This window comes from Aestuariivivens sediminis, from assembly GCF_022662105.1.
GTDB lineage: Bacteria > Bacteroidota > Bacteroidia > Flavobacteriales > Flavobacteriaceae > Aestuariivivens > Aestuariivivens sediminis.
This window is the reverse complement of the sequence record NZ_JAKMCP010000001.1, coordinates 151205-173615: the sequence shown is the minus strand read 5'-3', so window position 1 is coordinate 173615 and position 22411 is coordinate 151205. Positions and strand designations below refer to the sequence as shown.

Here is a 22411-nt window from a genome sequence, read left to right as displayed (position 1 = left end):
GGTTAGTTATTCCATAAGGTATTGAGCCATACGGCGGCATCCCTAAAATAAGGCAGATAGTCACATACACTGTAGTGATCCAAACCCGAAGCGACTACAAATGCGATCTCAGATCCCGCAGCAATGGATTCGTTTACAAATCCCTGGGTAATCTCTAAAGGGAATAACTGATCATTTTCGCCATGGATGACATATAACGGGTGGGCGAATGCTTCAATACTACCATCATTTTTTGCTGTATTATAAGAGGTTGCCAGGGGTATGGCTGCGTTAAACAAATGCGGATAATATTGGGCATAAAACCAACTGCCGTTGCCACCATCACTGTATCCCGTAATGGCCATCTTATCGATATCAACAGGTAAATTTGAAGTGATCAGATCATGCAAGGCGAGTATTTGAATTTGGTTAAGCTGATGATACCATAAATAGCTGTTACTGTTCGGACTCACAACAAAGGCATCTATGATATTTTCTATACCCGGACTTATTAAACAATCTGTGTTTTTATGGGCATCCGGTGCGGTGTTTTGTGCTCCGCCATGCAGACTGAAAATCATTGGTTTTTTATTGGTCTCACTCGCATCTTCAGGAACGATGACTCTGAAATTCCAAAAATAGCCTTCAGTGGTTGACTCAAGGGAAACGTCATTAATCCCGGGCTGAAAGTCTATTGCCTTGAAATCGGCAATAACATCCTCAGCGGTTCGGGGCCCGGTAGGATCGGGATCATTTCCACCATTTACAAATTCCTCTTCAAAGCGATTACAATTAAAAAGGATACAGGTTAAGACAAGGATAAAATAAAGATTCAATTTCATGATACAATTAATATGGCTTACATAACTGAGAAGTAAAGTTATTAAATAAAAAAAGGTTGATCCCCTTAAGAATCAACCTTTTTTTATTAATCTACAGAATCGTTAGTTGACATCCCAGAACAATTTGGTTTGCTGAGAATCACCGCCAATGGCAGTGGATGCCGCTGCCCAATTGGCTTCGTTTAAGTTCTGTTCAGGAACAGGATAAGTATATCGGTAAGGGAATGGAGTCATTTCCGTTGCTGGAAGCTGAAACTGTGGCCAGTCAAACTTTCTCCAAACGGTAAACCCTTCAAATCCTCTGTTAAACATACCTAACCAAAACTGAACGGCAATTTTTTGTCTCCAGGTTCCCGGTGCTGTGGCATAGGCCACATCGGGGTTGGCCATATATTCTGAAAGTCCGGTGGCGCCCCACATCTCAAAGGATGCCGCTATCCCATTATTATAATGCTGTTCTGCGGTACCTCCAACCGTGTATCCTCTTTCCGAGGCTTCGGCTAACATAAAGGATACTTCAACGAAATCCATTAAATTGGCCGGTGTTGTTGGTTCATGCAATGCCGTACCCAAATGGGTATGACTTGTATAAGGAGAAAGCGCACCGTAGTTACCTCCCACATAGACACCTTCGCCTAAATTATCATCAAAATACACTTCTCGTCTTGGGTCATCAAGATCGTTCATAATATCTACGATCGTGTTAGAAGGCAAGTGGTCGGCACGACCGGATTGCACTAAATCAACCCAAACCGGATTGGTATTGGGAGTAGCTCCTTCATAATGAACAGTAGCATTATCTGCATTAGAAGTAAACACACCACCACTAACCGCTGATTCAACAGTCGATTTTGCCAATGATGGATTCACGTCTGCCAGGCGAATACCTATACGTAATTTTAAAGAGTAGGCAAATTTCTTCCAGGCATTGGAATCACCACCATAAAGCGGATCTGCACCGGTGTAACCTGTTCCGCTTAAATCCGGGATGGCAGCATCCAATCGGGCAATAAGATCATTGTAGATCGTTGCTGCGTCGTCATATTTCGGTAAGGTCACATCCGACAATGCTTCAGAATAAGGAATATCACCAAAAGTATCTACCAATTGCTGGAAGGTGTATATCATGAGTACTTCTGCTTGTGCCACACGGGCATTTTGTTCGCTTGAAGATAACTCAGTATTAGCCATTGCAACTTCTTTGGATGTCTTAAGATCTAACAGGACATCTCTGTACATTTCAGACCAATGATAATCCGGAATTCCTCTGGTAGTAATGATGTAACTGGGCTCATCAATATAGGTCGTCGTGGAATTGGTTTGTGCAAAAAACCGAAAGACATTACGATTAACATTGATGGAAGTCATTTGATCCGTTAAGCTCTTTGTAGCGCCGTTAAATAAGAAATCAGCAGCTACTTGAGTGGGGTTCTTAGGGTCTCTGTTCAAATTTTCGTATTGTTCATCTGATTGACAAGAGACCAATATCAAAATGAATGATAGAACCGATGTTATTATTAAGTTTTTCATTTTCATATTTTTAAAATTGTAATTTAAGACTTGCACCTACTTCTTTAACAGCAGGATACGCACCAGATTGGTTCCCTTGAATATTACCAGCACTCAATCCGGCTTCCGGATCGGTATACGGTGTGCTTTTATCAATGATCCAAAGGTTTCTACCAATTAATGATATCGTGGCACCGGTTAAAAATGTTTTATCAATTAACTTTTTATCAACGGTGTAAGCTAAAGATATTTCTCTTAATTTCACATAACCTGCATCATAAACGTGAGCAGCTTGTGCTAAACGATATCCAAATTCACCCGGATTGGTCATGTCTCTGTAAACCGTATTCGTTGATCCGTCAGCCTGAACACCTTCCCATAGCCATCCACCGCCTGAAGCAACAGGATCTCTTAATGGATTTCCTTTATCATTTAGGCCGGCTGTGAAGTCATATAACCCTGTACCGTATCCATAGTAGGTGTCTAGTGAAAATATATCGCCACCCTTTTGAATATCAATAAGGAAACTTAAATTGAAATTCTTATAGGTAAAACTGTTAAAAATACCGGCTTTCCAATCGGGGTTGATATTACCGATGTTTTCATTACTGGTGGAGGTTCTCAAAGGACGACCACTGGTAGCAATCACTCTATTGGCAGCAAAACGTTCTGATGCATCGGTTGCACCGTTTCCGTTGATGTCATAATAGACCCAGTCACGACCACGAATGGTTCCATAGGGTTGCCCTACAGCAGCATTGATGGATACACCGGTTTGTAAATTACTGGATAATTCCAATACCTCAATACCTTCAGCCAACGACAATACTTTGTTCCTGTTTCTATCCCAGTTCAATCTGAAGTCCCAACTAAAATCATCTATTTTAAGGGGTGTCGCAAATAACTGAACTTCCCAACCTTTATTTTCAATAGTACCGGCGTTTAAAAGTACGGTACCATATCCTGTGGCTGTACTAACAGGTACTTTGGTAATCTGATTTTTATTTTGGGTGTTGTAATAGGTAATATCAAAACCTAAACGTCTTTGTAAGAAGGACATTTCCAAACCTATTTCCCAGTTTTCTTGCTCCTCAGGTAATAAGTTTAAATTAGCTTTTGTAGTAGGATTGGAGGCATTACCGGCACCACCAAAGGGTGAAGAAACCGCATAGGTGTTAAATACCTGATAAGGATCGGTACCGTTACCTACGGTTCCATAGTTACCTCTTAGTTTTCCAAAAGTGAGCCAATCGGCCTCAATTAATTGGGAGAAAATCATACTACCCGTTAGAGACCAATAGTTATAGGTGTTGTCCGCCATTGGTAAACTGGAGTTTCTGTCCCTTCTAAAGGTACCTTCCACAAAATAGGTGTTAAGGTATCCTAAGCTCGCACGTGCAAATACACCGTCGATCATTCGGGTGGCGTCAAATTCATTGGGCGCGTTGATAGGACTCACACTATTGGATAAGGCATACAGTCTCGGCGCATTTAAGCCGCCGTTAGTTTGTGCTAACATATTGTTCCATTGCTTACGCGATAAATTGAAACCAAGGTTTCCATCTAAATTCAGATCATCCGTTAAATCATAATTAACGCTCAAAATAGCATCGTAGTTGTATTCCGAAACCGAGTTGTTAAATCTAATATAGGCCGGTACATTGGAACTTCCTACGTTAGTTCTTTCTTCCTGGAATTCGGTGTAGGTATCATAAGTAAACCTACCCAATACACTTAGCCAATCTGTAAGTTCGTAATTTAAAACGACGTTCCCATAGAATCTGTTACGGGTATCGGTTTCATAGTTTTCATAGAAGGTCCACCAGGGGTTATCCGAATAAATAGGACTGGTATCCAGGTGAGAGTTGGAGTTCCAGGTGATGTTCTCTCGAGTGGCGAAATACGCTTCCTTTTGCTCTTTAAAGTCAATGTTCATTTGTGTCCATTGTCTGTTTTGCTGCATCACGTTGTTGGAGTCATACCCTGTACCATAACGACCCTTACCATCCGTTTTCACAAAGTTGAAGGTTGTCGATACGGTGAACTTGTCGGTTAAATCCAAACTTCCGTTGAAGTTAAGACTGCTTCTTTTAATTTCACTGTTTGGTAGAATCCCGGTGGTCAACATATTGGTGGCCCCTAATCTAAAACTACCATTATCACTACCACCATCTAACGACACAGAATTTACAGCCGTACTGGAGGTTTCAAAAATATAATTAGGATCGTGTTGTCCAACTACCCATGGTGTGGGTTGCAGATAGGTATCCAATTGCGGATAAATAGCATTCCACTGGTACACTAATAAACTAGGATCGAATTCTGCACCCCAGGAGGCATCTTCAGTATACGGCACCGATAAATCGTTGATACCATCGCCGTTAATGTCAAACTGGTCATTAAAGTATTCTTCACCTGAGGCACCATAGCCCGGGCCGTAACCCGCACCGTATTTCTTTTGGTACACCGGTAAGGTAGAATCATCAACCGTACCTACCATAAGACTTGAATTAATGGTTACGCCTATTCCGGTTTTTTTAGATCCTTTTTTCGTGGTAATCATGATTACCCCATTGGCAGCACGAGAACCATAAAGGGCCGAAGCCGCAGCACCTTTTAAAACGTTTATGGATTCAATGTCGTCCGGATTGATATCCGAAGCGGCATTACCGTAATCGTATCCACCCTTACCGTTTACCGTCTGTCTCGATTCGGTAGAGATACTGGCTACAATTTGGTTATTGATACTGTTATCAATAGGAACACCATCAATGACGAATAAGGCCTGGTTGTTTCCAAGTACAGAGGCATTACCTCTAATCACCACCTGGGTACCACCGCCTAAAGTTCCGGAAGGCTTAATTTGTAAACCGGCTACCTTACCAGATAGCGAGTTAACAAAGTTTTGACTTTGAACCTTCGAAACGGCTTCACCATCCACTTCTTGCGTTGCATAACCTAAGGATTTTTTCTCTCTTTTAATACCTAAGGCCGTTACCACAACTTCCTCAAGGGATTCCGCATCTTCCATGAGGCTTACGTTAATGGTATTGGAGGCACCTACGACGATTTCCTGAGTCGTATATCCTACGAAACTAAAGACAAGAGATTGTCCTTCGCTAACTTCAATAGAATAATTACCATCAAAATCGGTTGAGGTACCAGAAGAAGTACCTTTAACTAAGACTGTTGTACCCGGTAAAGGCAGTTCGTTTCCGTCCGTAACCTTACCAGAAACCGTCTTTTCTTGTGCAAAAGTAAATTGCACAGCTAATGCTAGGAATAACACTAGCATTCCGCTAAACTTTGTTTTCATTTTTTAATTATTTGAATTAGTCAAGGCCAAAAGTCTTAATAAATTGTTAATAAAACAATAATTTTAGGTTAAAATTTTTTGAATTCTTCAAATAAAATTAAGTTTTGCCAAGAAAGTCCAAATCAGAATGCGGTTGTTAAGCTTAAATGGACTTTTGAGTTTGAAAGTTTAAAGTTTTGGTTTTCAGCCTTTCCATTGGCATAAATGAACTTGAACACCCCCGATTTTGTGAACAGTCCAAAGCCAAACCCAAAGCCAAAAAGTTTTTCTTTGGTACGGGTAATGTCATTTTCAAAATAGGCAGCATCTATTATAGAATGGACATAGATGCCCTGACTTAACCGGAACCGGTACTCCGTATTCAACAATCCAAAAAAGTTGGCGTACAAACTATTTTCTTCAAATCCCCGAATCGAGGTTATGCCGCCAAATCGGAGTAGTTCATTTTCAAAGTAATGTTCTGAAGTCACAGTTGCCCCATTGATGCGAAAAAATAAACTATTTCTGTCATTGAGGCTAAAGATCCTGAATGCATCTATTAAGAATTTAGATTGATTTTCTGATATATCCGATGTTTTTCGTTTTCCGAAATTGGATTCCATATAAAGCATCGTATGCACGGGGAATAACACATCCTGCAGGTGAAGGTTAAGGTATTCGTAGGCCAGGGAAAAATAGTTGGCGTCAAGATCCGTAATGGAGGATGTGGTGGTGGTCAAGAGATTGTTCGATGTTGTGGAATTAAAACCCGTATAAATTTTGTTTTTGGGATTTATTTGATAATGCAGTCTGAAGGATTGGTTGGCATTGGTAAAGGAGGAATCCCGTTTAAAAATATGTAATTGCATATCTAAACCGGCAGCAGTTTTAAATATATAGGGCATGGATACTTGTGCATTAAAGGTTTTTTGGTCATTTTCATCGCTTTTGTACAATAACCTGAAGGTTTCTCCATAATTTAAATTGTTGGTAAGATTTAAATTAAGGTAACCGTCAAATTCGATGTTCCCGGTATCTTCATTGGTCCCGAAACCCAAAAAGCCTTCAAAATTGTTGCTTTTAACCTTAGTGATGTACAAATAAACCTGTGTGGAGTCATTGGAGAATAAAACTTCAGGCGGTTTTATCTGATTGGCAAATTTTAAATTGTCCAGCCTTTCGGTTTTGCTTTTAATGGAGGCCAAATCAAAGGTCTGGTTGGGCCTGAGCTTTAAATAGTACTTGAGGTAGGACTTTGGGAATTTTTCATAATCCTTAATGATAATGGCATTGATCGTTCGTTTTTTATCGCGGAGATCAATAATGAGTTCAGCCCTTAGCGTATTATGGTCCACCTCAATATCCGATAGTTTTAGTGCTGTAAACGGAAAGCCGTTTTTAGCGATCCTGGAGTTTATGACCGATAAGGTATTTTCGACATCCTTTAGAGGTAATCTTAAAACCCGGTCTTCAACATAAGGCGATATGGCCTCCATCAAAATGGGATCCCTTAACGTTTTAATGAAGTCCGTATATATATATATGGTGTCGAATTTTCGTTTTAAATGCATTTTGGAAGTAAAGGTCGAATCACTGCCCTTTACCAGGGACTCCAATTTATTTTCAATATAGCCCAATTTGTACAGGGTATGTTGAACCGAGTCCATCTCGCTGAGAATGGATTGATAATCCAGGTGCTTCTTCTGGTAACCCAAAGTCTCTATGAGCGTCGTTTCTTCTTTATTTTTTCCGGTAATGGTTAGCTTCAAATTTTGTGAGGCCAGTCCTGTCGAAAAAAGGACAGTGATTATAAGGAGAAAGAAACCGTTGATTTGCACGTTAATTAAAACTGAATTTTCATGTAAATCTAACGGAAAATAGAGACTTATAATATAGGGTCTGAAGTAATTTTTGGATTCGCTTAAAAATTAATGATTTAGGGTTTGAATAATTCATTTTAATTTCTACCTTTGCAGCCCTCTAATAAGAGGATTTTTAAATTTATATAATAATTTATGCCAACAATTTCACAATTAGTAAGAACAGGAAGAGCCAAAATAACCAAGAAGAGTAAATCGGCTGCTTTGAATTCCTGTCCTCAAAGACGTGGCGTATGTACTCGTGTTTACACGACAACACCTAAGAAACCCAACTCGGCTATGCGTAAAGTAGCAAGGGTAAGGTTGACCAATGGTAATGAGGTGAACGCATACATCCCCGGAGAAGGACATAATTTACAAGAGCACTCGATAGTATTGGTTAGAGGTGGAAGGGTAAAAGACTTACCGGGAGTTAGATATCATATTGTGCGTGGTGCTTTGGATACAGCTGGTGTGCAAGGTAGAACGCAACGTAGATCTAAGTACGGTGCTAAACGCCCTAAAAAGTAATTAAACTTTAAGAAGAAGACATGAGAAAAAGACAAGCTAAAAAAAGACCACTTTTACCGGATCCCAGGTTTAATGATCAGTTGGTGACACGTTTCGTGAACAACATGATGTGGGATGGTAAAAAGTCTGTAGCCTTTAAAGTATTCTATGATGCCATCGATATTGTAGATGCTAAAAAAACTGATGAAGAAAAGTCGGCTTTAGAAATTTGGAAAGACGCCTTATCAAATGTGATGCCCCACGTAGAGGTACGAAGCCGTCGCGTTGGGGGAGCAACCTTCCAAATTCCAATGCAAATCCGTCCTGATCGCAAGGTTTCCACTGCCATGAAATGGTTGATTAGTTATTCGCGCAAGCGTAATGAAAAATCAATGTCTCAAAGATTGGCCGCCGAAATTTTAGCAGCTGCCAAAGAAGAGGGTGCAGCAGTTAAGAAACGAGTGGATACTCATAAAATGGCAGAAGCAAATAAAGCATTCTCTCACTTTAGATTTTAATTAGGACATGGCAAGAGATTTAAAATATACAAGAAATATAGGTATTGCTGCGCATATTGATGCAGGTAAAACAACAACTACAGAACGTATCCTGTATTATACAGGGGTATCTCACAAAATAGGAGAAGTTCATGATGGCGCAGCGACCATGGACTGGATGGAGCAAGAGCAGGAAAGAGGGATTACCATAACTTCGGCAGCAACAACATGTACCTGGAATTTCCCTTTGGAAAACGGTCAGCCAACGCCGGATACAAAAGGATATCATTTCAATATTATAGACACTCCGGGTCACGTGGACTTTACGGTTGAGGTAAATCGTTCGTTACGTGTGTTGGATGGATTGGTCTTTTTGTTCAGCGCCGTTGATGGTGTGGAACCCCAGTCTGAAACCAACTGGAGGTTAGCCGATAACTACAAGGTACCGCGTATTGGTTTTGTAAATAAAATGGACCGTCAGGGAGCTAACTTCATGGCCGTTTGTCAACAGGTAAAAGATATGCTGAAGTCTAACGCCGTTCCCATTGTATTGAACATCGGGGATGAGGTGGACTTTAAAGGGATTGTAGACCTGGTAAAAAACCGGGCCATAATATGGCATGATGAAACACAGGGGGCGACGTTTGATGTTGTCGATATACCGGAGGAATTAAAAGAAGAAGCCCATAAGTATCGTGCACTGTTAATAGAAGAAGTGGCTACTTATGATGAAAATCTTTTAGAAAAATTTATGGAGGATGAAGATTCCATTACAGAAGAAGAAGTGCATGCTGCACTAAGAGCTGCTGTTATGGATATGGCCATCATTCCTATGATTTGTGGATCTTCATTTAAAAACAAAGGTGTTCAATTCTTATTGGATGCGGTATGCCGTTACTTACCCTCTCCTTTAGACAGGGATAATATTATGGGAACAGATCCGGATTCCGGAGAACCCATATCTCGTAAGCCGGATGCTAAAGAACCTTTTTCTGCTTTAGCCTTTAAGATTGCTACAGATCCTTTTGTGGGTCGTTTAGCCTTCTTCCGTGCCTATTCAGGGCGTTTGGATGCAGGATCTTACATCTTGAATAACCGTTCAGGTAAGAAAGAGCGTATTTCACGCATTTACCAAATGCACTCCAACAAACAAAATGCCATCGACTTTATTGAAGCCGGGGATATCGGAGCTGCAGTAGGATTCAAGGACATTAAGACAGGAGATACCATGTCTGATGAAAAGCATCCTATAGTATTGGAATCCATGGATTTCCCGGATCCCGTAATTGGTATTGCCGTGGAGCCTAAAACCAAGGCCGATGTGGATAAATTAGGGATGGCCCTTTCTAAATTAGCTGAAGAGGATCCTACCTTTACCGTTAGAACCGATGAAGCTTCAGGTCAGACCATTATTTCAGGAATGGGTGAGCTTCACTTAGATATTATTGTAGATCGATTGAGACGTGAGTTCAAGGTTGAAGTCAACCAGGGTCAGCCTCAGGTGGAGTACAAAGAAGCCATTACCCAACGTGCGGATCACAGAGAAGTTTACAAAAAACAATCGGGTGGACGTGGTAAATTCGCAGATATTGTCTTTACGCTGGAACCCGCCGAAGAAGGGAAGCAAGGTCTTGATTTCGTTTCCGAAATTAAGGGGGGTAACATACCCAAGGAATTTATTCCTTCTGTGGAAAAAGGATTTAGAATGGCTATGGTCAATGGACCATTGGCAGGATATGAAGTCGATGCCATGAAGGTGACGCTTACCGATGGATCCTATCACGATGTGGATTCCGATCAGCTGTCTTTTGAACTGGCCGCTAAAATTGGATTTAAAGCTGCAGCAAAATCTGCAAAAGCGGTTATCATGGAACCTATCATGAAACTTGAGGTGATTACGCCTGAAGAAAATATGGGTGATATTGTAGGGGACCTTAACCGTCGTCGCGGTCAAGTCAATAATATGAGCGACAGAGCGGGAGCTAAAGTTGTAAAGGCAGATGTGCCATTGTCTGAAATGTTCGGTTATGTAACCGCATTACGTACATTGTCATCTGGGCGTGCAACGTCAACAATGGAATTTTCACACTATGCCGAAACACCTTCAAATATATCTGAAGAAGTCATTAAAGCAGCTAAAGGCGTTGAAGCTTAATAATTTAAGAACATGAGTCAGAAAATCAGAATAAAATTAAAATCATACGATCACAATTTGGTAGACAAGTCTGCCGATAAGATTGTAAAAACAGTTAAAAGTACAGGTGCTGTGGTAACAGGTCCAATTCCGTTACCAACACACAAGAAAATTTTTACTGTTTTGCGTTCACCACACGTCAACAAGAAATCTAGAGAACAATTTCAATTAAGCTCCTTTAAGCGCTTATTGGATATTTATTCGTCATCATCAAAAACCATTGATGCCTTGATGAAACTGGAATTACCTAGTGGGGTTGAAGTTGAAATAAAAGTTTAGTGAGGACTTGACTTTCTTTTTCATGAAAGTCTTAGCCGAACAAACACTGAGCGTAGTCGAAGTGTAAATTTTGGTGAAAAGTTCTATGAGATCTCCGCTTTTGCGGGGATAAAATGTCCCACCGATGCGGTCGCGGGAAAAACGGAAAAATACATTTCAGGGACGAAACGTATTTGTCCCTGAGGTTTTTTTAAATAGTAAAGTAAGTATTAACAAGATTGAAGGTTTCGATTTAGAATAAGAAAAACATCGAACACCTGCCCTGAGTAAAACGAAAGGGTCAACAATCGTAAATCAAAAATCAGTATGTCTGGGTTAATTGGAAAAAAAATCGGTATGACCAGCATCTTCGATGAGAACGGGAAAAACATTCCTTGTACGGTCATTGAAGCTGGACCATGTATCGTTACCCAAGTCAGAACCAAAGAAGTTGACGGCTATGAGGCTGTGCAGCTTGGTTTCGATGACGCGACAGAAAAAAGCGCTACAAAAGCAGATTTAGGTCATGCTAAAAAAGCGGGTACTTCTGTAAAACGCAAAGTCGTGGAATTTAAAGGTTTTGATGAGGAGTACAAATTAGGTGACGCGATCACCGTAGCACATTTCAACGAAGGTGAATTTGTTGATATTGCAGGAACATCGAAAGGTAAAGGCTTTCAAGGGGTGGTTAAACGCCATGGTTTTGGTGGTGTTGGACAGTCAACCCACGGGCAGCATAACCGTTTAAGGGCACCGGGTTCTATTGGTGCGGCATCTTATCCTTCACGAGTATTCAAAGGCATGAAAATGGCCGGAAGAATGGGAGGCGTAAAAGTGAAAGTTCAAAATTTAAGAGTTTTAAAAGTAGTGGCCGAAAAGAATTTGATTGTAGTTAAAGGTTGTGTGCCTGGTCATAAGAACGCTTATGTAATTATTAGAAAATAATGAAAGTAGCAGTTTTAGATATAAACGGAAAAGACACCGGTAGAAAAGCAGAGCTTTCTCAGGAAGTGTTTGCTATTGAGCCTAATAATCATGCCGTGTATTTGGATGTTAAGCAATATCTGGCAAACCAAAGACAAGGGACTCATAAATCTAAGGAAAGAAATGAGATTACCGGAAGTACACGTAAGATTAAAAAGCAAAAAGGAACAGGTACGGCCAGAGCAGGGAGTATAAAGTCAGGTGTATTTAAAGGTGGTGGACGTATTTTTGGTCCGAGACCAAGAAACTATAGCTTCAAGCTTAACAAAAACCTGAAGCGTTTAGCACGTCGATCGGCTTTAAGTATCAAAGCAAGTGAAAAGGCTATTGTTGTTTTGGAGGACTTCAACTTTGAAGCTCCAAAAACCAAAAACTTCACTGCGGTTTTAAAGGCTCTGGATCTGGAAAACAAAAAATCTTTGTTTGTGTTGGGCGGGTCAAATAATAATGTATATTTGTCATCGCGTAATTTGAAAGGCTCTGAAGTTATAACAAACTCAGAATTAAGCACTTACAAAATTTTAAATGCAAGTCAATTAGTACTTTTAGAAGGTGCTATAGAAGGAATTGAATCAAATTTAAGTAAATAGAGACCATGAGTATCTTAATTAAACCTATAATCACGGAAAAGGCGACAGCAGATAGCGAGTTAAAGAATTGCTATTGGTTTTCGGTGAATCCAAAGGCGAACAAGATAGAAATTAAAAAAGCAGTTGAAGCTGCTTATGGGGTTTCTGTTGAAAAAGTTCGTACTATAAATGTCCGTCCAGAAAGAAAGACCCGTTATACAAAAACGGGGATGCAACATGGTAAAACAAACGCCGTTAAAAAGGCGATTGTACAACTGGCGGAAGGTGAAATGATTGATTTATACAGTAACCTGTAATTAGACAACAATGTCAGTAAGAAAATTAAAACCAATCACACCAGGGCAGCGTTTTAGAGTAGTTAATGGATTTGACGCCATTACTACTGATAAGCCGGAGAAAAGTTTATTAGCTCCGAATAAAAGGTCTGGTGGTAGAAACAGTCAAGGAAAAATGACCATGCGTTACATAGGCGGTGGTCATAAGAGAAAGTATCGTATTATCGATTTTAAACGTAATAAAACGGGAATACCTGCCGAGGTAAAATCCATAGAATACGATCCAAATAGAACGGCTTTTATCGCCTTACTGAATTATCAGGACGGTGAGAAAAGATACATTATAGCTCAAAATGGTTTACAGGTAGGGCAAAATGTGGTATCCGGGAATGAAGGCGTTGCTCCGGAAATTGGAAATGCCATGCCGTTGAGTCAAATTCCTTTAGGAACCATAATCTCCTGTGTGGAGTTACGTCCGGGTCAGGGTGCTGTTATGGCGCGTAGTGCCGGTGCCTTTGCTCAATTAATGGCAAGGGATGGTAAGTTCGCCACGATTAAATTGCCATCCGGTGAAACCCGTTTAATACTGGTAACCTGTATGGCAACCATAGGTGTTGTTTCCAATTCCGACCACCAATTGATGGTGTCCGGTAAAGCGGGTAGAACACGATGGTTAGGCAGAAGACCACGTACCAGACCGGTGGTAATGAACCCGGTTGATCACCCGATGGGTGGTGGTGAAGGACGGGCCTCCGGAGGTCACCCAAGATCAAGAAAAGGGATACCGGCCAAAGGCTACAGAACGCGTTCCAGATCGAAAGCTAGTAATAAATATATTGTAGAACGTAGAAAGAAATAAGACACATGGCAAGATCATTAAAAAAAGGACCTTACGTTCATTATAAATTAGAAAGAAAAGTGGCTGCAAATGTTGAAGCCAATAAAAAATCAGTCATCAAAACTTGGTCAAGAGCAAGTATGATTACACCGGATTTTGTTGGGCAAACCATAGCAGTTCATAATGGCCGTCAATTTGTTCCGGTGTATATAACCGAAAACATGGTAGGGCATAAATTAGGAGAATTTTCACCAACACGTTCATTCCGTGGGCATGCAGGTGCTAAAAATAAAGGTAAAAGGTAGTAAGCTATGGGAAGTCGTAAAAAACAAATGGCAGACGCTATTAAGGAAGCAAAAAAGGAAGTGGCTTTTGCGAAGCTTAATAACTGTCCTACATCACCAAGAAAAATGCGTTTAGTTGCCGATTTGGTAAGAGGTGAGCGCGTGGAAAAGGCCCTCAACATTTTAAAATTCAACCAAAAGGAAGCATCAGGTCGTTTAGAAAAACTATTACTTTCTGCGATTGCCAACTGGCAATCGAAAAACGAAGATGTGGATGTAGAATCGGCTGAATTATTCGTGAAAGAAATTAGAGTGGATGGCGGATCGATGTTAAAACGATTACGTCCGGCACCGCAAGGTCGTGCACACAGAATTAGAAAACGTTCCAATCACGTTACATTGGTGGTTGGTGCTAACAATAACACACAAAGCTAAGATAGTAGAAGTATGGGACAAAAGACAAATCCAATCGGAAATCGCTTAGGAATTATCAGAGGATGGGAATCCAACTGGTATGGAGGAAACGATTATGGCGATAAGCTTGCCGAAGACGATAAAATAAGAAAGTACGTTCACGTACGTCTAGCCAAAGCTAGTGTGAGTAGGGTAATTATTGAAAGAACCCTTAAACTTGTAACCGTTACTATCACTACTGCCCGACCAGGTATCATTATCGGTAAAGGCGGTCAAGAGGTAGACAAGTTAAAGGAAGAGCTTAAAAAAATTACCGGTAAAGAGGTTCAGATTAACATTTTTGAGATTAAAAGACCTGAACTCGATGCCTTTTTAGTAGCATCAAGTATTGCCCGTCAAATTGAAAATCGTATTTCATACCGACGTGCCATAAAAATGGCGATTGCTGCTACTATGCGTATGAATGCTGAAGGAATCAAAATTCAAATTAGTGGTCGTTTAAATGGTGCTGAAATGGCACGTAGTGAGCACTATAAAGAAGGACGTATTCCATTGTCAACATTCAGAGCCGATATTGATTATGCTTTAGTAGAAGCCCATACCACTTATGGTCGGTTAGGTGTTAAAGTATGGATTATGAAAGGCGAAGTGTATGGTAAAAGAGAACTTTCTCCGCTTGTTGGGTTATCCAAGAAGCAAGGAAAAGGAGGAGGAGGACGTGGAAAAACACCGCGTCGTAGAAAGTAATTTTTTAAAGTAAAAGAAAATGTTACAGCCTAAAAGAACAAAATTTCGTAAGCAACAAAAAGGTCGCATGAAGGGGGTTTCCCAAAGAGGGAATCAACTGGCATACGGTACCTTTGGTATAAAAGCATTGGATTCAACATTCATAACTTCCCGTCAGATAGAAGCAGCACGTATTGCAGCTACACGTTATATGAAAAGGGAAGGGTCGTTATGGATTAAAATATTTCCGGATAAACCCATAACCAAAAAGCCTTTGGAGGTACGTATGGGTAAAGGTAAAGGTGCTGTTGAGTATTGGGTAGCCGTTGTAAAACCTGGACGTATTTTATTTGAAATCGGTGGTGTGCCTTTGGATACCGCAAAGGAAGCTTTGCGTTTAGCAGCACAGAAACTACCGGTAAAAACTAAGTTTATAATTGCGAGAGATTACGAAGCATAATTTATTTGATATTATGAAATGAGCAATTCCTAATGTAATTAAAAATTAGAATTGCGAATGACATCTGACCAAAACAAAAACATTAAGATTACAGATGAAACAATCAGAAATTAAAGAATTATCAACAGCTGAGTTACAGGAAAAACTTGGTGAGACAAAAAAGAGTTATGCAGACCTGAAATTGGCTCATGCCATATCTCCTTTAGAAAATCCAATTCAACTGCGTACGGTAAGACGAACAGTGGCAAGAATTGCAACCGAATTAACTAAAAGAGAATTACAATAATTCTGCTGAAAGATGGAAACAAGAAATTTAAGAAAAGAACGTATAGGCGTTGTTACAAGTAACAAAATGCAGAAATCTATTGTAGTTTCTGAGGTTAAAAAAGTAAAGCACCCTATGTATGGTAAGTTCGTGTTAAAAACAAAGAAGTATGTGGCGCACGACGAAAAAAATGACTGCAATATTGGAGATACTGTAAAGATTATGGAAACAAGACCTTTGAGTAAATCCAAGTGTTGGAGATTAGTTGAAATAATTGAAAGAGCGAAGTAATTATGGTACAGCAAGAAACAAGACTTAAGGTAGCAGATAACACCGGAGCAAAAGAAGTTTTAACGATTCGTGTTCTGGGTGGTACTAAAAGAAGATATGCCTCTGTAGGCGATAAAATTGTTGTTTCCGTAAAAGATGCAACGCCCAATGGAAACATAAAAAAAGGTGCTGTTTCTACTGCAGTTGTAGTACGTACCGTAAAAGAAGTAAGGCGTCCGGACGGATCCTACATCAGATTCGATGATAATGCCTGTGTCCTTTTAAATCCTACAGGAGAAATGAGAGGTACCCGGGTGTTTGGACCTGTTGCAAGAGAACTTCGTGATAAACAATTCATGAAAATTGTATCATTGGCACCGGAAGTGCTCTAAGACCAATATGAAGATGGGAAAACTTAAAATAAAAACAGGAGATACCGTGCGCGTTATCGCCGGAGACCACAAAGGTGCTGAAGGTAAAGTGCAAAAAGTATTTAAAGACGATCACAAAGCCATCGTGGAAGGAGTGAACATGGTTAAGAAACACACGAAACCAAGCGCACAGAATCCTCAAGGTGGTATTATTGAAAAAGAAGCGCCTATACATGTGTCTAATTTAGCGTTGTTAACCTCTAAAGGAGAGGCAACCCGAGTTGGATTCAGAATGGAAGGCGATAAGAAAGTGAGGTTTTCAACAAAATCTAATGAAGTAATATAGTTATGGCATATTCACCAAGACTTAAGGAAGAGTATAAAAGCAGGGTAATTGCTGCTCTTACAGATGAATTTGGATATAAAAATGTGATGCAGGTTCCTAAGCTTAAAAAGATAGTGATATCTAAGGGCGTTGGCGCTGCAGTTGCAGATAAAAAGTTAATTGACTACGCTGTAGAAGAATTAACCATCATATCCGGACAAAAGGCTATACAGACCATTTCAAAAAAGGATGTGGCATCTTTTAAATTGCGTAAAGGGATGCCTATTGGGGCTAAAGTAACTTTACGGGGAGAGAAAATGTATGAGTTTTTGGATCGATTGGTTACCTCTGCCTTACCACGTGTTAGAGACTTTAACGGGGTAAAAGCAACCGGATTTGATGGTCGTGGTAACTACAATTTAGGCGTTACCGAACAAATTATTTTTCCAGAAATTAATATCGATAAGGTTAATCGAATTTCTGGTATGGATATTACTTTTGTCACATCTGCGGAAACAGATAAAGAAGCAAAATCATTATTAACGGAATTAGGGTTACCTTTTAAAAGAAATTAAGATATGGCTAAAGAATCAATGAAAGCCCGTGAGGTAAAAAGAGCAAAAATAGTGGCTAAATACGCGGCAAAACGCAAAGCTTTGAAAGAAGCTGGCGATTATGATGCCTTACAAAAGCTGCCTAAAAATGCTTCCCCAATACGTCAGCATAATAGATGTAAGTTAACAGGAAGACCTAAAGGATACATGAGAGTGTTTGGAATTTCTCGTGTCACGTTCAGGGAAATGGCCAATCAGGGTCTAATTCCGGGTGTTAAAAAAGCCAGCTGGTAAAAAAAAGAATTATAAACGGGTTGAAGGTTCGGGACCGAGAGACGGTATTGAAAACCACAACCGCAAATTAATAAATATGTATACAGATCCAATTTCGGATTATCTTACTCGAATTAGAAACGCAGTGCGTGCGAATCACAGAGTGGTTGAAATCCCTGCATCTAATTTAAAAAAGGACATAACTAAAATATTATTCGATCAGGGATATATTTTAAGTTATAAGTTTGATGATTCAACGGTACAAGGCTCTATTAAGATAGCGCTAAAGTACAACAAGGAAACAAAAGAACCCGTAATTAAGAAACTTCAAAGGGTTAGTAAACCAGGTTTACGAAAGTATGCCGGTGCTAATGAATTGCCTAGAATTCTTAACGGTCTTGGTGTTGCCATCGTGTCGACCTCTCATGGAGTGATGACTGGTAAACAAGCCAAAAGAGAAAATGTAGGTGGTGAAGTTTTGTGCTACGTTTACTAATATAAAACCGTAAAGAAATGTCAAGAATAGGAAATAATCCAGTAGCCATTCCAGAAGGTGTAACAGTAGACGTCAGCAATAACGTTATTACTGTAAAAGGAAAATTAGGCGAATTAACACAACCTTACGATTCTGTTGCGATAAAAGTTGAAGATGGTAACGTGTTAGTTGCACGTGCTTCGGAAACCAAAGACCAAAAGGCGAAGCATGGTTTATATAGAGCCTTAATAAACAATATGATCGTGGGCGTAACCAAAGGATGGACCAAGCAGTTAGAGTTGGTTGGTGTTGGTTATAGAGCCAGCAACCAGGGACAAAAATTAGATTTGGCCTTAGGGTTTTCGCACAACATATTAATAGACATTGCTCCGGAAGTAAAGATTGAGACCGTTTCAGAAAAAGGAAAGAATCCTGTTGTGAAATTAACGTCTCACGATAAACAACTTGTCGGTCAGGTTGCCGCCAAGATCCGCAGTTTTAGAAAACCTGAACCTTACAAAGGAAAAGGAATCAAGTTTGTTGGTGAAGAAATAAGAAGAAAAGCAGGTAAATCAGCTTAATAATTACGTTATGGCATTGACAAAGTACGAAAGAAGAATAAGAATAAAAAACAGAATTAGAAAGGTTGTTTCCGGTACCGAGACAAGACCGCGATTATCTGTTTACAGAAGTAATAAAGAAATTTATGCTCAAATCGTTGATGATGTAAATGGGAAAACCATTGCTGCAGCATCTTCCAGAGATAAGGATATAGATACTGCTAAAGCAACCAAATCTGAAGTTGCAGCCCTTGTGGGTAAAGCCGTGGCTGAAAAAGCGTTAAAAGCGGGTGTAGATGCCATTGCTTTTGATAGAGGAGGCTATTTATATCATGGTAGAGTTAAATCGTTAGCCGACGGAGCTAGAGAAGCAGGACTTAAATTCTAAAGAAAATATGTTTCAGAAATATAAAAGTGCAGAATTAGTAAAACCAGGTGGATTAGATCTAAAAGATCGTTTAGTTGGTGTACAAAGAGTTACAAAAGTAACCAAAGGTGGTAGAGCATTCGGCTTTTCAGCTATTGTTGTTGTTGGAGATGAAGCCGGTGTTGTGGGCCAGGGTTTAGGGAAGTCTAAGGATGTGGCCAGTGCCATTGCCAAGGCTGTAGAGGATGCTAAGAAAAACTTAGTGAGAATACCTATTCGAAAAGGAACTGTACCACACGAGCAAAAAGGTAAATATGGTGGAGCAAGGGTAAATATCATTCCTGCGGCTCCCGGTACCGGAGTGATTGCCGGTGGTGCTGTACGAACCGTATTGGAAGCAGTGGGAGTTCATGACGTATTGTCAAAATCTCAGGGTTCTTCCAATCCACACAACGTGGTTAAAGCCACTTTTGATGCCTTATTGCAGTTAAGAGATGCGCATATCATAGCTCGGGACAGGGGTATTTCACTTGAAAAGGTTTTTAATGCGTAAAAAACATCAGAAATGGGAAAGATTAAAGTAACAAAAGTTAAGAGCGCTATCAATCGCACATTAAGACAGAAAAGAACTTTAGAAGCTCTGGGTCTTAAAAAGATAGGTCAGGTTAAAGAACACGAAGCAACGCCAAACATTTTGGGTATGATTGCGAAAGTTTCACATTTAGTTTCTGTTGAAGAAGCTTAAAAATATAGACTGAAAAAATGGATTTAAGTAATTTAAAACCTGCAGAAGGTTCAGTAAAACATCAAGGCAAACGAATAGGCAGAGGCCAGGGTTCTGGTAAAGGCGGTACGGCAACGCGTGGGCACAAAGGGGCTAAGTCACGTTCCGGATATTCCAAGAAAATAGGTTTTGAAGGAGGCCAAATGCCACTGCAAAGACGTGTGCCTAAATTTGGGTTCACTAATATTAACCGTGTGGCATATCAAGGAGTTAATTTAGACACCTTACAACAATTGGTCGATGATAAAAAAGTGAAGGACACCGTAGATTTTGAAACATTGTTTACCAATCGTTTGGCCGGGAAAAATGATCTTGTTAAAATATTGGGACGCGGTGAATTGAAGGCCAAATTAAAAGTATCAGCCCATAAATTTTCTGCTTCGGCAAAAGCTGCTATAGAAGCTGCAGGAGGAGAAGCAATAACATTATAAGACTTTACATTACATGAAGTTTATAGAATCTATAAAGAATGTTTGGAAAATCGAAGAACTGAGAAACAGAATCATCGTGACGTTGAGTCTGTTGTTAGTTTACCGATTTGGTGCACAGGTGGTACTACCCGGTATTGATGCCGAACAGTTAAGTGGTTTAGCAGATAGTACAGAAAGCGGTATATTAGGGTTACTTAATGCGTTTACGGGTGGAGCTTTTGCAAATGCATCAGTGTTTGCCCTGGGTATCATGCCTTACATTTCTGCCTCCATTGTGGTTCAGTTAATGGGAATAGCGATTCCGTATTTGCAAAAGCTGCAGAAAGAGGGTGCCAGTGGCCAAAAGAAAATCACACAAATTACGCGATGGTTAACCATTGCCATTTGTTTATTGCAAGCCCCTGGTTATTTGGCGAGTTTACCCGCATTGGGTATTCCCCAATCCGCATTCTTACTGGGTACCGGTGGATTATTCTATTTTTCGTCGGTGATCATCCTGGTTACAGGATGTATTTTCGCCATGTGGTTAGGAGAGAAAATTACAGATAAAGGTATTGGTAATGGTATTTCCCTGTTAATCATGGTGGGAATCATAGCAAGAATGCCTCAAGCGTTTATTCAAAACGCGGCAACACGACTGGACGGGAATAATGTGATGCTTATTCTTTTTGAACTGGTCATTTGGTTTGTCATTATTTTATTATCCATATTATTGGTGATGGCCGTTAGAAAAGTGACCGTACAATATGCCAGAAGAACGGCATCCGGGGGTTATGAACGAAACGTTATGGCCGGATCCAGACAGTATATTCCTTTAAAGTTAAATGCTTCCGGTGTTATGCCCATTATATTTGCGCAAGCCATCATGTTTGTGCCCGGTTTAATAGGGGGATCGTCATTTTTAAAAGAAACCACTGTGGGGACATGGATGCAAACACAATTTTCGGATATTTTCGGATTTTGGTATAATCTGGTATTTGCACTTTTAATTATTGTATTTACCTACTTTTATACGGCAATTACCGTTCCTACCAATAAAATGGCCGATGATTTAAAGCGAAGTGGTGGGTTTATTCCCGGCATTCGACCTGGATCGGAAACCTCTGAATATTTGGATAAAATAATGTCCCAGATTACCCTGCCGGGTTCTATATTCTTAGCATTAATTGCGGTATTCCCTGCATTTATTGTTAAGTTAATGAACGTGCAGCAAGGATGGTCCTTGTTTTTTGGGGGAACGTCACTTTTAATTATGGTTGGAGTTGCAATTGACACGATGCAACAGATCAATGCGTATCTGTTGAACAGACATTATGACGGCTTGATGAAAACTGGTAAAAATAGAAAAGCAGTAGCTTAATATAGATAAACTATGGCAAAACAAGCAGCAATCGAACAAGATGGAACAATTATCGAAGCATTATCCAATGCTATGTTTCGCGTTGAACTGGAAAATGGTCATATTGTGACGGCGCATATTTCCGGTAAAATGCGGATGCATTACATCAAGTTGTTACCGGGAGATAAAGTAAAATTAGAAATGAGTCCTTACGATTTAACAAAGGCTCGTATAACGTATAGATATTAAATTTTAGAAATACGGCCTACGGTTTTAGAAATAAGGTTTTCTCAATCGTAAATCGTGCATCATAAATCAAAGCATTATGAAAGTAAGAGCATCAGTAAAGAAAAGAAGCGCAGATTGTAAAATTGTGCGTAGAAAAGGCAGACTTTACGTAATAAACAAAAAGAATCCTAGATTTAAACAAAGACAAGGGTAATTATGGCAAGAATTGCAGGTGTAGACATACCAAAAAACAAAAGAGGTGCTATCTCCTTAACCTATATCTATGGTATTGGTAAAAGTAGAGCAAAAGAGATTTTAGCGACCGCTAAAGTAGACGAAAACACTAAGGTACAAGATTGGACAGACGACGAGATTGGTGCAATCCGTGAAGCTGTAGGGTCTTATACCATTGAAGGTGAATTACGGTCTGAAACCCAATTGAGCATTAAGCGTTTAATGGATATTGGATGTTACAGAGGTATTCGTCATAGATCTGGACTTCCTTTACGAGGTCAGCGTACCAAAAATAATTCCAGAACACGAAAAGGTAGAAGAAAAACAGTTGCTAACAAAAAGAAAGCAACTAAATAATCATTAAAACAATAGTCATTAGTCATTAGTATTTGGACGTTAGAAGAATCTGCCCGAAATGTAA

Annotated in this window: 32 protein-coding genes; 28 read left to right on the top strand and 4 right to left on the bottom strand. The window is 39.9% G+C overall.

The features are described 5' to 3' along the window. Positions 1 to 2: 2 nt before the first annotated feature. The 4 genes from MR054_RS00795 to MR054_RS00780 form a co-directional block, all read right to left on the bottom strand. A complete protein-coding gene (locus MR054_RS00795; RefSeq protein WP_242155241.1) occupies positions 3 to 821 on the bottom strand; it encodes a dienelactone hydrolase family protein in 819 nt (272 codons plus the stop codon). Between the two features lie 102 nt (positions 822 to 923). After that, positions 924 to 2351 carry a SusD/RagB family nutrient-binding outer membrane lipoprotein gene (locus tag MR054_RS00790; RefSeq protein WP_242155240.1) on the bottom strand — a complete coding sequence of 476 codons (1428 nt, stop codon included), beginning with the start codon at positions 2349 to 2351 and terminating at the stop codon, positions 924 to 926. Between the two features lie 10 nt (positions 2352 to 2361). Continuing rightward, positions 2362 to 5646 carry a SusC/RagA family TonB-linked outer membrane protein gene (locus MR054_RS00785; RefSeq protein WP_242155237.1) on the bottom strand — a complete coding sequence of 1095 codons (3285 nt, stop codon included), beginning with the start codon at positions 5644 to 5646 and terminating at the stop codon, positions 2362 to 2364. Positions 5647 to 5768: 122 nt separating this feature from the next. Then, on the bottom strand, positions 5769 to 7394 hold the full coding sequence (locus tag MR054_RS00780) for a BamA/TamA family outer membrane protein (RefSeq protein WP_242155236.1): 1626 nt from the start codon (positions 7392 to 7394) through the stop codon (positions 5769 to 5771). Between the two features lie 246 nt (positions 7395 to 7640). Between MR054_RS00780 and rpsL the strand changes: the two genes are divergently transcribed. The 28 genes from rpsL to rpsM all read left to right on the top strand — a co-directional run bounded on the left by rpsL (position 7641) and on the right by rpsM (position 22347). Continuing rightward, complete coding sequence (rpsL, locus tag MR054_RS00775; RefSeq protein WP_223549403.1) at positions 7641 to 8015, top strand: 30S ribosomal protein S12; 375 nt, start codon at positions 7641 to 7643, stop codon at positions 8013 to 8015. 20 nt (positions 8016 to 8035) lie between these two features. After that, positions 8036 to 8512, top strand: a complete 477-nt coding sequence (rpsG, locus tag MR054_RS00770; protein WP_242085801.1) for a 30S ribosomal protein S7 — start codon at positions 8036 to 8038, stop codon at positions 8510 to 8512. 7 nt (positions 8513 to 8519) lie between these two features. Then, entirely contained in the window at positions 8520 to 10646 is a 2127-nt protein-coding gene (gene fusA, locus MR054_RS00765; RefSeq protein ID WP_242085803.1) for an elongation factor G, read from the top strand. A 12-nt stretch (positions 10647 to 10658) separates the two neighbouring features. After that, positions 10659 to 10964 carry a 30S ribosomal protein S10 gene (rpsJ, locus tag MR054_RS00760; protein ID WP_223549398.1) on the top strand — a complete coding sequence of 102 codons (306 nt, stop codon included), beginning with the start codon at positions 10659 to 10661 and terminating at the stop codon, positions 10962 to 10964. Positions 10965 to 11270: 306 nt separating this feature from the next. Further along, a complete protein-coding gene (gene rplC / locus MR054_RS00755; RefSeq protein ID WP_242085805.1) occupies positions 11271 to 11888 on the top strand; it encodes a 50S ribosomal protein L3 in 618 nt (205 codons plus the stop codon). Continuing rightward, complete coding sequence (gene rplD / locus MR054_RS00750) at positions 11888 to 12517, top strand: 50S ribosomal protein L4 (protein ID WP_242085806.1); 630 nt, start codon at positions 11888 to 11890, stop codon at positions 12515 to 12517. Before rplC ends, rplD begins: the two co-directional genes overlap by 1 nt. 5 nt (positions 12518 to 12522) lie before the next feature. Beyond that, positions 12523 to 12813, top strand: coding sequence for a 50S ribosomal protein L23 (gene rplW / locus MR054_RS00745; protein ID WP_242085808.1), 291 nt, complete (start codon positions 12523 to 12525; stop codon positions 12811 to 12813). Positions 12814 to 12823: 10 nt separating this feature from the next. After that, complete coding sequence (gene rplB, locus MR054_RS00740) at positions 12824 to 13651, top strand: 50S ribosomal protein L2 (RefSeq protein WP_242085811.1); 828 nt, start codon at positions 12824 to 12826, stop codon at positions 13649 to 13651. A 5-nt stretch (positions 13652 to 13656) separates the two neighbouring features. After that, entirely contained in the window at positions 13657 to 13935 is a 279-nt protein-coding gene (gene rpsS, locus MR054_RS00735) for a 30S ribosomal protein S19 (protein ID WP_242085813.1), read from the top strand. Between the two features lie 6 nt (positions 13936 to 13941). Then, positions 13942 to 14349 (top strand): 50S ribosomal protein L22, encoded by a 408-nt coding sequence (gene rplV / locus MR054_RS00730; protein WP_242085815.1) that lies wholly within the window; start codon positions 13942 to 13944, stop codon positions 14347 to 14349. Positions 14350 to 14361: 12 nt separating this feature from the next. Further along, the gene (rpsC, locus tag MR054_RS00725; protein WP_242085818.1) at positions 14362 to 15075 is read left to right on the top strand and encodes a 30S ribosomal protein S3; all 714 of its coding nucleotides are present in this window, start codon (positions 14362 to 14364) and stop codon (positions 15073 to 15075) included. Between the two features lie 19 nt (positions 15076 to 15094). Next, the gene (gene rplP, locus MR054_RS00720) at positions 15095 to 15514 is read left to right on the top strand and encodes a 50S ribosomal protein L16 (protein WP_242085820.1); all 420 of its coding nucleotides are present in this window, start codon (positions 15095 to 15097) and stop codon (positions 15512 to 15514) included. A 94-nt stretch (positions 15515 to 15608) separates the two neighbouring features. Next, on the top strand, positions 15609 to 15800 hold the full coding sequence (gene rpmC, locus MR054_RS00715) for a 50S ribosomal protein L29 (RefSeq protein ID WP_242085826.1): 192 nt from the start codon (positions 15609 to 15611) through the stop codon (positions 15798 to 15800). 12 nt (positions 15801 to 15812) lie between these two features. Beyond that, positions 15813 to 16070 carry a 30S ribosomal protein S17 gene (rpsQ, locus tag MR054_RS00710; RefSeq protein ID WP_242085828.1) on the top strand — a complete coding sequence of 86 codons (258 nt, stop codon included), beginning with the start codon at positions 15813 to 15815 and terminating at the stop codon, positions 16068 to 16070. A gap of 2 nt (positions 16071 to 16072) precedes the next feature. Then, positions 16073 to 16441, top strand: a complete 369-nt coding sequence (rplN, locus tag MR054_RS00705) for a 50S ribosomal protein L14 (protein WP_242085836.1) — start codon at positions 16073 to 16075, stop codon at positions 16439 to 16441. A 13-nt stretch (positions 16442 to 16454) separates the two neighbouring features. Next, positions 16455 to 16766, top strand: coding sequence for a 50S ribosomal protein L24 (rplX, locus tag MR054_RS00700; RefSeq protein WP_242085841.1), 312 nt, complete (start codon positions 16455 to 16457; stop codon positions 16764 to 16766). Between the two features lie 2 nt (positions 16767 to 16768). Further along, a complete protein-coding gene (gene rplE, locus MR054_RS00695) occupies positions 16769 to 17320 on the top strand; it encodes a 50S ribosomal protein L5 (RefSeq protein WP_242085851.1) in 552 nt (183 codons plus the stop codon). Positions 17321 to 17323: 3 nt separating this feature from the next. Further along, the gene (gene rpsN, locus MR054_RS00690; RefSeq protein WP_242085871.1) at positions 17324 to 17593 is read left to right on the top strand and encodes a 30S ribosomal protein S14; all 270 of its coding nucleotides are present in this window, start codon (positions 17324 to 17326) and stop codon (positions 17591 to 17593) included. Between the two features lie 76 nt (positions 17594 to 17669). Next, positions 17670 to 18068, top strand: coding sequence for a 30S ribosomal protein S8 (gene rpsH, locus MR054_RS00685; RefSeq protein WP_242086030.1), 399 nt, complete (start codon positions 17670 to 17672; stop codon positions 18066 to 18068). Between the two features lie 17 nt (positions 18069 to 18085). Continuing rightward, positions 18086 to 18628, top strand: coding sequence for a 50S ribosomal protein L6 (gene rplF, locus MR054_RS00680; RefSeq protein WP_242085873.1), 543 nt, complete (start codon positions 18086 to 18088; stop codon positions 18626 to 18628). Positions 18629 to 18638: 10 nt separating this feature from the next. Continuing rightward, on the top strand, positions 18639 to 18995 hold the full coding sequence (rplR, locus tag MR054_RS00675) for a 50S ribosomal protein L18 (protein ID WP_242085882.1): 357 nt from the start codon (positions 18639 to 18641) through the stop codon (positions 18993 to 18995). Between the two features lie 7 nt (positions 18996 to 19002). Beyond that, positions 19003 to 19527 carry a 30S ribosomal protein S5 gene (gene rpsE, locus MR054_RS00670; protein WP_242085893.1) on the top strand — a complete coding sequence of 175 codons (525 nt, stop codon included), beginning with the start codon at positions 19003 to 19005 and terminating at the stop codon, positions 19525 to 19527. A 12-nt stretch (positions 19528 to 19539) separates the two neighbouring features. Beyond that, positions 19540 to 19719 (top strand): 50S ribosomal protein L30, encoded by a 180-nt coding sequence (gene rpmD, locus MR054_RS00665; protein ID WP_223549370.1) that lies wholly within the window; start codon positions 19540 to 19542, stop codon positions 19717 to 19719. Positions 19720 to 19736: 17 nt separating this feature from the next. Then, positions 19737 to 20189, top strand: a complete 453-nt coding sequence (rplO, locus tag MR054_RS00660; protein WP_242155233.1) for a 50S ribosomal protein L15 — start codon at positions 19737 to 19739, stop codon at positions 20187 to 20189. A 13-nt stretch (positions 20190 to 20202) separates the two neighbouring features. Beyond that, positions 20203 to 21549, top strand: coding sequence for a preprotein translocase subunit SecY (secY, locus tag MR054_RS00655; protein ID WP_242085897.1), 1347 nt, complete (start codon positions 20203 to 20205; stop codon positions 21547 to 21549). 12 nt (positions 21550 to 21561) lie between these two features. Then, positions 21562 to 21777, top strand: coding sequence for a translation initiation factor IF-1 (gene infA, locus MR054_RS00650; RefSeq protein ID WP_007094967.1), 216 nt, complete (start codon positions 21562 to 21564; stop codon positions 21775 to 21777). Positions 21778 to 21853: 76 nt separating this feature from the next. Continuing rightward, on the top strand, positions 21854 to 21970 hold the full coding sequence (gene ykgO, locus MR054_RS00645; RefSeq protein ID WP_013305171.1) for a type B 50S ribosomal protein L36: 117 nt from the start codon (positions 21854 to 21856) through the stop codon (positions 21968 to 21970). Positions 21971 to 21972: 2 nt separating this feature from the next. After that, a complete protein-coding gene (gene rpsM, locus MR054_RS00640) occupies positions 21973 to 22347 on the top strand; it encodes a 30S ribosomal protein S13 (protein WP_242155231.1) in 375 nt (124 codons plus the stop codon). Positions 22348 to 22411 lie beyond the last annotated feature (64 nt).